Origin of the sequence: Algoriphagus sp. CAU 1675 (assembly GCF_029222925.1) — a bacterium.
In the GTDB taxonomy this organism is placed as follows: domain Bacteria; phylum Bacteroidota; class Bacteroidia; order Cytophagales; family Cyclobacteriaceae; genus Algoriphagus.
The window spans coordinates 35,012-49,181 of record NZ_JARHUI010000007.1 but is presented as its reverse complement, the minus strand read 5'-3'; the positions used below and the strand labels follow the sequence as shown (position 1 = coordinate 49,181).

12 protein-coding genes are annotated in these 14,170 nt (G+C 41.6%); 8 read left to right on the top strand and 4 right to left on the bottom strand.

The annotated features are described in order from the left end of the window. Positions 1-36 precede the first annotated feature (36 nt). Genes P2G54_RS15685 through P2G54_RS15675 form a run of 3 tightly spaced genes read left to right on the top strand, consistent with a single transcriptional unit; the run spans position 37 to position 2,226 of the window. The gene (locus tag P2G54_RS15685) at positions 37-876 is read left to right on the top strand and encodes an MBL fold metallo-hydrolase (RefSeq protein ID WP_275872495.1); all 840 of its coding nucleotides are present in this window, start codon (positions 37-39) and stop codon (positions 874-876) included. Continuing rightward, a complete protein-coding gene (locus P2G54_RS15680; RefSeq protein WP_275872494.1) occupies positions 866-1,669 on the top strand; it encodes a patatin-like phospholipase family protein in 804 nt (267 codons plus the stop codon). The genes P2G54_RS15685 and P2G54_RS15680 overlap by 11 nt, the downstream gene beginning before the upstream one ends. After that, positions 1,666-2,226, top strand: coding sequence for a 1-acyl-sn-glycerol-3-phosphate acyltransferase (locus P2G54_RS15675; RefSeq protein ID WP_275872493.1), 561 nt, complete (start codon positions 1,666-1,668; stop codon positions 2,224-2,226). Before P2G54_RS15680 ends, P2G54_RS15675 begins: the two co-directional genes overlap by 4 nt. Before the next feature lie 75 nt (positions 2,227-2,301). Here P2G54_RS15675 and msrB read toward each other — a convergent pair whose 3' ends face one another. From msrB to P2G54_RS15655, 4 genes are all read right to left on the bottom strand, one after another. After that, the gene (gene msrB, locus P2G54_RS15670) at positions 2,302-2,721 is read right to left on the bottom strand and encodes a peptide-methionine (R)-S-oxide reductase MsrB (RefSeq protein WP_275872492.1); all 420 of its coding nucleotides are present in this window, start codon (positions 2,719-2,721) and stop codon (positions 2,302-2,304) included. 41 nt (positions 2,722-2,762) lie between these two features. Beyond that, positions 2,763-5,153, bottom strand: a complete 2,391-nt coding sequence (locus tag P2G54_RS15665) for a penicillin acylase family protein (protein ID WP_275872491.1) — start codon at positions 5,151-5,153, stop codon at positions 2,763-2,765. 88 nt (positions 5,154-5,241) lie between these two features. Beyond that, on the bottom strand, positions 5,242-6,423 hold the full coding sequence (locus tag P2G54_RS15660; RefSeq protein WP_275872490.1) for an aspartate aminotransferase family protein: 1,182 nt from the start codon (positions 6,421-6,423) through the stop codon (positions 5,242-5,244). Positions 6,424-6,437: 14 nt separating this feature from the next. Then, positions 6,438-7,334, bottom strand: a complete 897-nt coding sequence (locus P2G54_RS15655) for a class I SAM-dependent methyltransferase (protein WP_275872489.1) — start codon at positions 7,332-7,334, stop codon at positions 6,438-6,440. A 289-nt stretch (positions 7,335-7,623) separates the two neighbouring features. Between P2G54_RS15655 and P2G54_RS15650 the strand changes: the two genes are divergently transcribed. From P2G54_RS15650 to ppk1, 5 genes are all read left to right on the top strand, one after another. Continuing rightward, a complete protein-coding gene (locus P2G54_RS15650; protein ID WP_275872488.1) occupies positions 7,624-8,445 on the top strand; it encodes a 1-acyl-sn-glycerol-3-phosphate acyltransferase in 822 nt (273 codons plus the stop codon). Then, positions 8,438-9,403 (top strand): GNAT family N-acetyltransferase, encoded by a 966-nt coding sequence (locus tag P2G54_RS15645; protein ID WP_275872487.1) that lies wholly within the window; start codon positions 8,438-8,440, stop codon positions 9,401-9,403. Before P2G54_RS15650 ends, P2G54_RS15645 begins: the two co-directional genes overlap by 8 nt. Next, on the top strand, positions 9,396-9,770 hold the full coding sequence (locus P2G54_RS15640; protein ID WP_275872486.1) for a CoA-binding protein: 375 nt from the start codon (positions 9,396-9,398) through the stop codon (positions 9,768-9,770). The genes P2G54_RS15645 and P2G54_RS15640 overlap by 8 nt, the downstream gene beginning before the upstream one ends. A 156-nt stretch (positions 9,771-9,926) precedes the next feature. Continuing rightward, positions 9,927-11,885, top strand: a complete 1,959-nt coding sequence (gyrB, locus tag P2G54_RS15635) for a DNA topoisomerase (ATP-hydrolyzing) subunit B (protein ID WP_275872485.1) — start codon at positions 9,927-9,929, stop codon at positions 11,883-11,885. Between the two features lie 103 nt (positions 11,886-11,988). Then, the gene (gene ppk1, locus P2G54_RS15630) at positions 11,989-14,112 is read left to right on the top strand and encodes a polyphosphate kinase 1 (protein ID WP_275872484.1); all 2,124 of its coding nucleotides are present in this window, start codon (positions 11,989-11,991) and stop codon (positions 14,110-14,112) included. Positions 14,113-14,170: the final 58 nt, after the last annotated feature.

Sequence of the window (14,170 nt, the reverse complement as noted above, 5' to 3'; positions counted from 1 at the left end):
CGGGCCTTTCAAGTCCGGGTTTTTTCATTTTAATCCATGGAATTATACGTAGTCAACACTGGTCTTTTTAAACTAGATGGAGGGGCCATGTTTGGAGTAGTGCCCAAAGTATTGTGGTCTAGAACAAATCCAGCCGATGAAAATAACCTCTGTACCTGGGCTATGCGTTGTTTACTTGCCGTAGACGGTGACAGAGTTGTCCTTATTGATAATGGGATTGGGGATAAACAGGACGCCAAGTTTTTCTCCCATTATTATTTGCATGGGGATGATTCATTAGAGAAATCACTTCGAAAATTGGGAGTGGGATTTAATCAGATTACTGACAACTTCCTTACCCATTTGCATTTTGACCATTGTGGAGGAGGAGTAGGATATGGTTCCCATGGACAATATGTAATGACCTTTCCCCGGGCTACCTATTGGTCTAATGATGCACATTGGAAATGGGCAACGATTCCTAACCCAAGAGAAAAAGCCTCCTTTTTAGAGGAAAATATTCTTCCTATGCAGGATTTGGGACAATTGAAATTTGTGGATATGAACTCCAAATCACTTTTTCCCGGATTTGACTTTATAACAGTGGATGGGCATACGGACAAACAGATGCTTCCCAAAATCAAGTATAAAGGTAAGACGATAGTTTTTGTTGCAGATTTACTCCCCTCAGTAGGTCACATCCCTCTTCCTTATGTGATGGGCTATGATACCCGGCCTCTAATCACCATGGAAGAAAAAGCGAAATTTCTCGAGGAGGCTGCCAGGGAAGAGTATGTTTTGTTTTTGGAACATGACCCTGTAAATGAATGTTGCACAGTCAAAATGACTGAAAAAGGAGTGCGGCTTGACCAAACTTTCAGATTGGATGAAATCTGATTTGAAAATCGGGATTGCGCTATCTGGGGGAGGTGTTCGAGGGATTTCCCACTTAGGAGTCCTTAAAGGCCTCAATGAAGCTGGAATTTATCCCACAAAGGTTAGTGGAACCTCTGCAGGTGCCATTGCTGGTGCATTGTATTGTCAGGGGTATAAGCCTGAGGAAATCTTAAAAATCATTATCGAAACCAATTATTTTAAATTTCTAAGGCCAGCTATTTCCTGGACAGGGATCTTAAAGATGACCAGTATTGAAAGTCTGTTCAAAATTTATCTGGCTCATAATGATTTTTCCAAACTTCAGATTCCTCTCATAGTGACTGCTACCGATATCAAAAAAGGAAAGGCAGTCTATTTTTCAGAAGGGGAACTGATTAGGCCTGTCATGGCTTCCAGTTGTATTCCGGGAATGTTTGAACCCATAGTGATTGGAAATAAATATTTGGTAGATGGGGGAGTATTGAATAACATGCCCGTCGAACCCCTAGATGGAACTTGTGATTATGTGATTGGGGTTAATTGTAATCATCTCCCTGAGGAAAGCAATATCAAAAACATGAAAAACCTGATCGAAAGATCAGTGATTATGGCATTGAACCAAAATGCATATAGTCGAAGTTCGAAGTGCGATTTCTTTATCGAGGCTCCAGGTTTAGGAAAATATGGGGTTTTTGATATCAAGAAGGCCCCCGAATTATTCAAGGCCGGATATGACCGAATCCGGAAATTTATAGAAGAAAACCCCTCTATTTTAGATTTGGCAAACTCTATTTCAAAAGCTAAAAGCTCATGATGAAATTTCTCTCCAAAATTGTCTTTTGGATCACAGGATGGTCCTTGAATGCCAACTGGCCAAAAGGACTGAAAAAAGCCGTACTCATTGCCATTCCGCATACTTCTAATTGGGATTTGCTATATGCCAGGGCGGCATTCTATTTAATGGATATTCCTGTTAAGTTTACAATCAAAAAAGAAGTAATGGTAGGACCCTTAGGTTGGTTTATCAAATCTTTAGGTGGAATAGGGATAGACCGAAAAAGAATCCCTGGAGGAAGAAAACAAACTTATACTGAAGCAATGACCTCTATGTTGAAAGAGGCCGATGAATTGGTAATCATGGTGACTCCCGAAGGAACCCGCAGCGCGGTTAAAAAATGGAAAACAGGATTTTACCACATCGCTTTGGGTGCAGAAGTACCCGTTGTGATCGGATATCTGGACTACAAGAAAAAAGAAGCTGGAATTGGCCCATGCATTTTTCCGAATGGAGATTCAGATGCTCAAATTGAAGAGATGAAGGAGTTTGGAAGAACAGTCACTCCAAAACATCCTGAGAAAGGAATTATCTAAACGAAAAATACTTTATAGGAAAGGCCGGAATTGTCATTAACAAATCCGGCCTTTCTTTTTTGGTGGCTTATCAGTTCAGGAGTCTTTTTTGAAATCCATGCTTACTGAGTTGATACAATATCGAATTCCTCCACGGTCTTTGGGACCGTCAGGAAATCTATGTCCTAAATGGGAACCACATTTGGCACACAAGATCTCCTCCCTGATCATAAAATGGGAATAGTCCATTTCTACATCAATTGCATCTGGACGTATGGGGTGGGTAAAGCTAGGCCAACCACAACCACTATCGTACATTTTGGAAGAGTGAAAAATTTCATTTCCACATGCCTTACATTCATATATTCCGGTTTCCTTATTATGATAATAGGTACCTGTAAACGGACGCTCGGTTCCTTTTTCTCTCAACACATGGTAAGATTCCGGGTCTAATTTGGCTCGAAGTTCGTCTTCTGAAAGTTGGATGGGATAGGTTTTCTTGCTCTTATTTTTCATTGAGGCTGTTTTTTTAAGAACTGTAAACTCCTAACGGAAGTTTACTCCGGTTTCAAAACCAAAGGAGCTTTGGAGCTTTTTATGATTTCCTCTTTATCCATTAGCTGCTTTCTAAACAGCCCCTTTGCGTATAGTTCTGCCTGATCCTTGTAATGGTTACTAAATCGGTTTCCACTTTGCCCTGTTGGCAGTACAGATATTGAATTTTCTACAGCTGCAAAGTCCAATAAAATTCTCATGGCAGGGCCAGAACTTACCCTATAGATTCCTTTTCCGTTCAGTTTGAATGCCAATTTATTGACTGCTTCTCCGTTTGCAGGTATAGGCTGAGTTCGAACATTGAAGATTTTGTCCAATGGTTTTTTAGCCCCGAGGGGATGAGGGTGCTCGGCAATCACCACATTGCCCCAATTCCAGTCTTCGTAATTGGAACCAAGTTGGGCTTTGAGTTCATCCAATGTGATTTTTAGGCTTTCGGTAAAAATTTGCTCACGTGTTTCCAATTCGGCAGTGTTTTGATTGTCCCACCAAGGATTGTTTTCATTCCGGATAAAATAAGGAATGGACCTGATCATGAGGAAGGTTTCTAAATAATTGTCAAACCCTGTTTCACCCAATTCATCTTCCATTCCTAGTCGGAGTGTATGGTAAAGCCATTTGTAGTATACTGTAGGAGCGGAAGAATTAAGGGAATGATCCCCATCCCATTGCTGTAGGATTTCTAAGGGAAAACTGAATTCCTCAAAATGAGATAAATCTACCTGTTTTAGCATCTCACGAGCATTTTCAGGATGCCTTGTATTAATGGTTTCCAGTTGGAGTTTTTGCATTTCCTCAATGGTCCAATCATCCTTGGTTTTGAGTGTAGAAGCAATCCGTTCCCAGCGTTCACCGGGGTAATAATAACCGGGGTAAAGTACTCCGTTCCTCAGCGTGTCGGGCTGATTATTTGCCGACACTACAATTCCGGACTCAGGATTGATGCTCATTGGATTCATGGTAAATGGATACCATCCCAATGGCTGAGAATCAGGATCGGAACCATCTGCAAATATTTTGGAGTGGGCATTATTACCACGAATGGGTAATTTTGCTGCTGCCCACCAGGCAATATTCCCAAGGCTATCCCCATACATGATATTCAATCCAGGAGCATGAATTAATCTTGCAGCCTCCGCAACTTCCTGGATAGATTGGGCATGATTGATTTGATACAAGGCTTCAAGTGCCCGAGTTGGAAACTCGGTGTAAACCCACCACGAAGCGACTGGATTGGAAGTGAGTTGGGCGATTTCTGGCACTACTTCGTTCATCACTGGACCATGAATACTTTCTTTGATTTCTAAGTCAATTGGATCCTGGCCTTTGATTTGGATTTTTTCAGTTCTAAATGAAAAAGAGTACGTGGAATCACCGATCAAATATTCGTTAGTGTTTTGTGGGTTGGGTTTTTCTTCAAAAAAATCCTGATCATCATTTTCAAACATAGTCAGTCCCACGCTGTGAAATTTGGAATGGCCTACCAATCCAAATGGAATTCCCGCAAGGTGGTTTCCATAATAGTTGTACCCGGGATATTCTAGATGCGCTTCATACCAAACGGATGGGGATGAAAACCCAATATGGGTATCATTCGCAAAGATCACTTTTCCACTCGCAGTTTTTGTTCCCGATATCACCCATGAATTTGACCCTTCCAAAAGTGGAACGGGTAAGTTTTCCATCATTCCGATAAAGCTCTTTGCTGTTTCAGGCAGAGTAAGGAGTGAATCCGGGTAATGGTTGGGGATAAAGTAATGCTCTGGTAGTGCACCTAAAGAAAGAGCCTCCAAATACTCAGGCTTTAGATTTCTAGCCATTCCAGTGATCAATGGATCTGTTTTTACTGCCATTGCAAAGGTGTAGGACATATATCCTATGATCCCGTGCATGTCATTCATGGTGAACTCTCTTGGTTTTTCTCCCAGTAAGGTATATTCTATGGGAAGTTTCCCGTTTTGAATAAATTCATTGACGCCTTCTAGGTAGGCATTCGCAGCCTTTTTATAAGGGGATTCGTTTTGGCTGTTCCAAAAGTCGGTACTTTCAAGCGCATGTTGGGGAATTCCTAGAGTTCTAAAAAACTTGTCTATTTCAAGCAATTCTGGACCCAATAATTCCGCGAGAGTTCCTGTACCTACCCGCCGCATCATTTCCATTTGGAAAAGTCTATCCTGAGCATGAAGGTATCCCAAGGCCTTGTAGGCATCCAACTCATTTTGGGCATAGATGTGGGGAACCCCAAATTCATCAAAAAATACTGTTGTTTCTTCCTGTAGACCGGCTAGGTGCTTTTGCCCCTCATATTGGGGAGAGTGAAGGATAATAATGGCAATTAGTCCAATCACTAAGAATACCAAAAGGGAGCCTAGAATCAATCCGATTTTTTTCATAATTATTAATTTTGGAAAAGATAAGGCAATGCCGGTGAAAGGAAAAGTAGTCTCAAAAAGGAGCTACTTTTTTAGTATTTGTCAAAAATCAGACATCCTCAATAGCCTTGAGAATTAGCTTGCATGCCTCATGTATCTGCTCTTCAGAAATTATCAAAGGAGGAGCGATCCGCATGGAATCATCACAGAATAAAAACCAATCGGTAATTACACCCAATTCGATTGCCCGATCAATAATAGGCTTAAGAGTTTCAAAGGAGTCAAACTCTACTGCCATCATTAGTCCTTTGTTTCGGATTGTTTTGATTTTGGAGTGGACCAATAATTTTTTAAAAAGTTCTGCTTTGGTATCAACTTGATCCACAAGGTTCTCATTTTGTAAGACCTGAATAGTTGCAAGGGAAGCAACAGCACTTACGGGATGCCCTCCAAAAGTGGTGATATGTCCTAAAAGTGGATTGTTTTTGAAAACTCCCATCACCTCTTTGTTGGCAATGAAGGCACCAATCGGCATTCCTCCTCCCATTCCCTTTGCACAGACCAGGATATCCGGCTGGATGTCAAAATGCTCAAAAGCCCAGAATTTTCCTGTTCTTCCAAAACCGGCCTGAATTTCGTCAAGAATCAAGAGCGTGCCGGTTTCATCGCATCGTTTTCGTAGTGCTTTGAAATAACTTTTTTCAGCAATTCGGATGCCCGCCTCACCTTGTATGGTTTCCAATATTACTGCAGCGGTATCTGCATTGATTTGTTCCAGATCGGATTCCAATCCGTATTGAATGTGTTGGATTCCGGGTAAAAGAGGTCTGTAGGCTCTTTTGAAAATCTCGTTTCCTCCAACACTCAGAGATCCTGCACTGCTACCATGATAAGCATTGACGCAGGAAATTAAATTTGGTCGGCCTGTATAGCGTTTGGCGAGTTTTAAGGCCCCCTCTACAGCTTCCGATCCGGAATTAACCAAGTAGACATTGTCCAATTCCTTTGGGAGAGTATCAGATAGGGCTTTTGCCAGCAGGACTTGTGGACTTTGGACATACTCCCCATAGACCATGAGATGGAGATATTTGTCCAATTGGTTTTGGATAGCCTCTAAAACTTTTGGGTGACGATGCCCGACATTACTTACACCGATCCCTGAAATCAGATCCATGTAACGCTCTCCATTTGGACCGTAGAGGTAGATTCCCTCTGCTTTTTCCACCTCAATCATAAGCGGAAAATCAGTGGTCTGTGCCAAATGCGAAAGAAAAAGCTGTCGATTGTTCATTTTCTAATTCAATTTTAAAAACTGGAAAACCTGTAAAAAATTCCCAAAGGAAGCTTTTTTCCAAACTGGTCCTGAAGATACAGCTCTCCATGCTCGGGGTTTTCTACTTTTTTAAAATTGGTTTGGATTAGGTTTTCTGCAATCAGGGAAGAGAAACTCAGGGAGTACATGTTCAATAATAAAAACCTGTCCTTGGGATCAAGAATTTCAGCGCAAATTTTCAACATTTCATTGATTTGCTCTTCCAATACCCATTTTTCTCCGTCAGGTCCTCGACCATATGCAGGAGGATCTAGAATGATTCCTTGGTATATATTCCCTCTGCGGGCTTCTCTTTTGATGAACTTCATGGCATCGTCTACCATCCATCGGATGCCTTCCAGTCCGGAGGATTCCATGTTGTGTCGGGACCAGGTAACTACTTGCTTGACAGAGTCCAAGTGAGTTACATCCGCCCCTGCAGCTTTTGCAGCTACCGAAGCAGCTCCGGTGTATGCAAATAGATTAAGGACTTTTGGTTTTTGTACAGGAGATTTCTTAATGGTTTTGTACAAGTAATCCCAATTGACTGCCTGTTCCGGAAAGAGTCCGATATGTTTGAAGGAAGTTTGTGCCAAGTTCAATTTCAGATTCAACCCATCTTGATTGGAGTAGGCAATGCTCCAATTATGAGGCATTTTTTTTAGTTGCTCCCATTGCCCTTTTTCCGGGTTGTTTTTTTCCTTGGCGAAGTGGGCGTGTGCCAGTTTTCTCCATTCGGATTCTGGCATACTTTTGTCCCAAATAGCCTGGGGTTCAGGTCTACTCAGAATAAAATCTCCAAAACGTTCGAGTTTCTCAAAACCTCCGGTATCTATTAATTCATAATCTTTCCAAGGCCCTGGTTTTAGGGACAAAATACTTTCTTTCATCGTTTGTGTGATCTGCCTGCAAAAATAGGGAATTATTCAGGAAAGGAGTGGAGAGCTTTGGATAGGTGTTTTAGCAGTCTTGGTTCTGATCATTTACCGAGTTATTACTGTGACTTTGGACTTAGATAAAAATTTCACCAGCAAAAATAAGCCCCTTGGTTTTCAGGAGGATAAATTCAGAACTTCATCCGGATATTCCTTAAGTCAGGTTTTTTGTACTTTTGGTCTTATTTTAATCTTTAAATAACCCAGATTAATTCGGATAATATTGGGTCCAAATTCACCCTGAATGGCTAAAAAATTCATTGATGTAGAAAAAGCTATAGGATCGAAAAATCCTTCCTTGCTCCGATGGATGCCTGGGTTTGCTTTATCCTACATCAAGCGGGTCGTTCATGAGGATTGGATGAACCAATTAATGGTCAAACTCAGTCCACTCCATGGGATTGATTTTGTCAACGGACTTATCGAGGAGTTGAAGCTAGAAGTTGAATTGGTTGGGGAGGAACATATTCCCAAAACAGGTGGGATAATCATAGCCGCAAATCATCCCCTTGGAGGATTGGATGGGATTGCAATGATGTACGCGATGGGCAAAATCCGTCCGGATATCCGATTCATTGTGAATGATATTTTGATGGCGATTGAAAACTTTAAGCCTATTTTTATCCCGGTTAATAAGTTGGGGAGAAATTCTTCAGAGACTTTGGAGTTAGTGGAAAAGACCTATGCTGGCGATTTTGCGGTGTTGATCTTTCCAGCTGGTTTGGTGTCCCGTAAGTCTGATAAAGGAATCCGAGACCTAGAATGGAAAAAGAGCTTTATTTCCAAAGCAAAAAAATATAAGAAAGATATTTTACCTTGTTTTATAGAGGGAAAGAATTCTAAATTTTTTTACAACTTGGCAAATTGGCGCAAAAAATTCGGGATTAAGGCAAATATTGAGATGTTTTATCTGGTTGATGAGATGTATAAGCAGCAGGGTCAGACAATTCGAATCACTGTGGGCGAGGCGGTTTCATTTCAAAAGTTTGATAAGTCTAGAACCGATGCGCAATGGGCAGAAATTATAAAGGAACAGGTTTATCAACTTGGTGAAAAGAATGGATAAGGTAGCAGATATTATTCCCGCAGTTGACCGGGAGATTCTCAAATCTGAGCTGACTGAAGAGCGCTTTCTTCGTTATACCAATAATGGGAATAATTTGGTCTTCTTGGTCAATTACCACAATGCACCCAATGTACTGAGGGAGATTGGCAGACTCCGTGAACTTACCTTTAGGGCTGCAGGGGGCGGAACAGGTATGGAAATGGATCTGGATGAAAACGATACTTGCGAAAACTGTTATACTCAGTTGATTACCTGGAATCCAGAAGATGAAGAGATTGTTGCAGGATATAGATTGATCTATTGCAAAAATGCTATCCAGTCCAATGGTTCCTTAAATCTTTCTACTTCTCATTTGTTCGATTTTTCCGAACAGTTTATTCGGGAATATATCCCTTATACGATTGAACTGGGAAGGTCATTTGTTCAGCCTAAATATCAACCGAGTGTAGATAATAGAAAAGGAATTTTTAGCCTGGATAACCTTTGGGATGGTTTGGGAGCTTTCGTTCTTCTCCATCCTGAGGTCAAATATCTATTTGGTAAGGTCACGATGTATCCCCACTACAATCGTGAAGCGAGAGATTTGTTGCTTCGTTTCCTTCATCATTACTTCCCCGATGGGGAGGACTTGGTCAAGCCTAAGCCTAATCTGAAGCTAACCTATGAGACTGAAGTAGGAAAAGGCCCAGACCCTTTTGTTGGGTTGGATTACAAGGAAGGATACAAGCTACTGAATAGTAGAATAAGGTCTTATGGTGAGAATATTCCACCTCTGATCAATACGTACATGAATTTGTCTCCTACAATGATGACTTTTGGCACAGCCCTGAATGATGAGTTTGGGGAGGTGGAGGAAACCGGTATCCTCATCACTTTGGCGGATATCTATGAATCAAAAAAGCACCGACACATGGATACTTTTGAGCGGGACAGGATTTTCGGTAATCGGGATGTTTGAAAAAAAAATAACGTTGATAGTTGGGGCTACCACTAATCCGAGCAGATATGCTTATGCGGCAGCCGAGATGTTCCATGAAAGAGGGATGGATTTTATTCCCATGGGAATAAAACAAGGAACTGTTTTTGGAAAGGAAATTCTGGATTTGAGGACCAAACCCGAACTGAAGAATATCCATACGATCACCCTTTATATTGGCCCGGCAAATCAGGCGGAATGGATAGACTATCTGATCAGCCTTAAGCCCAAGAGAATCATCTTTAACCCCGGAACTGAAAACCCCGAATTTTACCGAAAAGCCCGATTTTCAGGCATAGAAGTACTGCCTGCTTGCAACTTGGTTATGTTGAGTACAGGGCAATATTAAGGCAGGCAGTTTTCATTTATTGATAAAAACAGAAAAGGGAGGAGATGGGCTGTTTTCAAGCTCGGTCAACTCACTTTTTTTCTTTATCTTGCTGCATTAAATTTTGAATATAAAACCACTGATTTGGCCCCTTTTTAGGGCTTTTATCTGAAAAATATGAGTGAAGAAAAACCGAAGAACCCGGCAGAGTATGGCGCCGGTAACATCCAGATCTTAGAAGGTCTTGAGGCAGTTCGAAAGAGACCTGCCATGTATATTGGAGACGTTGGAATAAAAGGCTTACACCACCTGATTTGGGAAGTTGTAGATAACTCTATCGATGAAGCTCTCGCAGGACATTGTGATACCATTCATGTTACCGTACATGAGGACAATTCCATTACTGTGGAGGACAATGGTAGGGGTATTCCTACAGATATGCACCCGAAGGAAAAGAAGTCTGCTCTTGAAGTAGTATTAACGGTTCTTCACGCTGGAGGTAAATTTGATAAGGATACCTACAAAGTTTCCGGTGGTCTTCACGGGGTGGGTGTTTCCTGTGTTAACGCCCTTTCCACTGATCTGAAAGCGACTGTTCACCGAAACGGAGTCATTACCGAGCAGGAATTTAAGATTGGTGTTCCTCAATACGCTGCCAGAGAAACAGGCAAGACTGACAAAAGAGGGACTATCATCCACTTTAAGCCTGACGCTTCGATTTTTACAGTCACTGAATATAAATACGAAACTATTGCCAACAGGCTTCGGGAAATGGCTTTCCTGAATGCTGGGATCCGAATTTTCCTGACTGATTTAAGAGAAAAAGAGGAAGACGGTTCCTATAAATCCGATGAGTTTTATTCGGAAGGAGGCTTGGTGGAGTTTGTCCAGTATTTGGATGAAACTCGCGAGAAGATTATTGATGCCCCTATATACATTGAATCTGAGCAGAATGGGGTTCCAGTACAGGTCGCCATGAGTTACAATAATTCCTATGTGGAAAATGTGGTGTCCTATGTGAATACCATTAATACCTATGAAGGCGGTACTCATGTAACTGGATTCAGAAGGGCTTTGACCAGAACCCTGAAATCCTATGCTGATAAATCGGGAATGCTTGATAAGCTGAAAATCGAAGTTTCCGGGGATGATTTCCGGGAAGGTTTGACTGCTGTAATTTCTGTGAAAGTGGCTGAGCCGCAGTTTGAGGGACAGACCAAAACCAAATTGGGTAACTCAGATGTTGTTGGTGCTGTGGACAGTGCGGTTTCTGACACGCTTCAGAGTTGGTTGGAAGAGCATCCTAAAGAAGCAAAAACCATTGTAGGGAAAGTGATCTTGGCTGCCCAAGCCAGGCATGCTGCAAGAAAAGCCCGTGAGATGGTTCAGCGTAAAAACGTTCTTGGTGGGGGAGGTCTTCCAGGGAAGCTTGCGGATTGTGCCAATAGTGATCCTGCCGTTTGTGAATTATACCTTGTGGAAGGGGACTCCGCAGGTGGTTCTGCCAAGCAAGGAAGAGATCGGGATTTTCAGGCGATTTTGCCGTTGAAGGGTAAAATCCTCAATGTCGAAAAAGCCCATGAACATAAAATCTACGATAACGACGAAATCAAAAATATTCTGACCGCTCTTGGTGTCAAATTTGGTACTGTCAATGATGATAAAGAATTGGATCTTTCAGGTCTTCGTTACCATAAGATCATTATCATGACGGATGCTGATATTGACGGATCCCACATTAGAACCTTGATTTTGACTTTGTTCTTTAGATATATGAGAACATTGATCGAAAAAGGGTATGTCTATATCGCCCTACCTCCTTTGTATTTGTTGAAGAAAGGAAAGGATGAGCGTTATTGCTGGACTGAGGAAGAGCGAAAAGCCTTGACCAAGGAGATGGCTAAAGATGGAAAAGAGGATAGTGTGGGTGTTCAGCGATACAAGGGTCTCGGGGAAATGAACCCAGAGCAGCTCTGGACCACTACCATGGATCCAAATGTGCGGACCATCAAACAGGTGACCATCGAGTCAGCAGCTGAGGCAGATCACCTTTTCAGTATGCTGATGGGAGATGAGGTAGCCCCAAGAAGAGAGTTTATCGAGAGAAACGCAAAGTATGCCAGAATCGATACTTGATAAAAAAAAGGGGCTTTTCGGCCCCTTTTTTTAACTTTTTATAGAAACATAAAACCAATCTATTTATTAGAAATTTATATTGGTATCGGTAAAATCCATTCAAATGAAATTTGCAGTCGGAGATAAATACGAATCGATTATTCAGAAAAGTGATCTGGTAAGCCGTGACCTGAGTTGGTTGAAGTTTAATGTCCGTGTACTTGATCAATCCAAAAAGGAACACAGAAACATTTTTGAAAAGCTGAAGTTTTTGGCAATAACAGCGTCCAATTTAGACGAGTTTTTTATGATCCGGGTGGGTTCACTTTATAATTACCTGGATTACGAAAAAGAAAGGATTGATTATTCAGGGTTGAGGGAAGAGCCATTTAAGGCCAAGTTGATGAAGGATTGTCAATTGTTTCATTCCGCTCAGCATGAGCATTTTACCGATAAGATTCTGCCAGAGCTTGTAAGGGAAGGAGTTTCCCTTTGCAATACGTCCATGTTGACCGAGCAGGAGCAGGAGAAGGTTAAGCAGTATTTTTTGAAAGCAATTTATCCAATGCTCACTCCAATGGTTTATGATGGATACAGGACTTTTCCTATTCTGATGAATAAACTGTTGGTGTTTGGGGTGGTGACTACCAGTCCTGGAGAGCGTAAGGATATGAGGAAGCTGAGTTTTGTTCAAATTCCGGCTAATATCCCGCGATTTTTTGAAATTGAGAGAGATAATTCCCTGCTGCTCATACCCATTGAGGAAGTGATTCGCGAACATATCATCTCTCTTTTCCGAAATGTCAATATTGAGGGGATTAGTTTGTTTAGGATTACCAGAAATGGTGATTTTACCCTGGAGGAAAGTGAGGATATGGATGCTAACTTTCTGGAAGAGGTGAAGCGCAAGCTCATGGAGCGGAAAACTGGTCGTGTGGTAAGGATAGAAATTGAGGAGGGGTACAGCAAGTGGATGCTGAATTCACTTCTTGAAAGATGGAATCTAAAAATGGATTCTGTTTTTCTTGTGAAAAGAGCCAGCATGATCGATTTTACGGGATTGTGGCAGATCGTAGGGGGCAGACGGTTTAAGGATAGACTTCCTCAAATGCATGAGCCTGTCAAACCACTATCCTATCAGGAAGAGGGAAGAGCGGATATTTTTGAGATTCTCAAGGAAAAGGATGTGTTGCTGCATCATCCTTACAACAATATCGACTCTATTCTGGACTTGATAGAAACAGCTGCAGAGGATCCCAATGTGATGGCGATTAAAATGACCATCTACCGGCTTGCAAAAGAAAGCCGGATAACAAAAGCTTTGTTGAAAGCTGCCGAAAACGGAAAGCACGTATCGGTACTTTTTGAAGTCAAGGCTAGATTCGATGAGGAAAACAATATTCGGGAAGCCAAAAAGCTGCAAAAAGCAGGATGCTTTGTGATTTATGGAATTACCCATTTGAAGACCCATACCAAGCTTCTGCTGATAGTTAAGAAAGATGATTCGGAGATCACCCGATATGTTCATTTGGGATCTGGAAATTACAACGAGGACACAGCAAGACTTTATACCGATATTGGCCTGCTCACGACAAATGAAACTCTGGCAAATGATGTGTCTGAGTTTTTCAATGTAATTACGGGGCATTCTATGCCAAGTCAGTACAAGAATCTGATTACAGCTCCTAGGGATATGAGAAATCAATTGATTGAATACATAGAGCAGGAGGCAGAAAATGCGCGTGCTGGACTTCCTGCCGGTATTTTTATTAAAGTGAATTCCCTGGAAGATTCAGAGATCATTTATGCTCTGTATAGGGCTTCTCAGTCAGGAGTGACCATAAAGTTGATTGTCAGAGGGATTTGTTGTTTGAGGCCCGGAAGACAGGGACTCAGTGAAAATATTGAGGTTTTATCAATTGTAGGGGATTTTCTGGAGCACTCTAGGATCTATCATTTCCACAATAATGGTGAGACCCGAACCTACGCAGGAAGTGCGGACATGATGGTGAGAAGCTTTGACAAGAGACTGGAGTCCTTGTTTAAGGTTGAGGCTCCTTTATTGGAAAAGCAATTGATGAATATTCTTTCCTACAACCTTAAAGACAATGTCAATGCCTATAGGATGCAGGAGGATGGGACTTATCTGGCAAAACATCCTGAGGGAGATGAGCCAGAGTTCAATGTTCATAAGGAGTTCTTTAACTTAGACCCTGAACAGGTTATTCAGGTAAAATTGATTGAATAAAAATAGGACCTCTAATTTGGAGGTCCTTTGTTATTTCTTGGTGGCGATAGGTTGGATA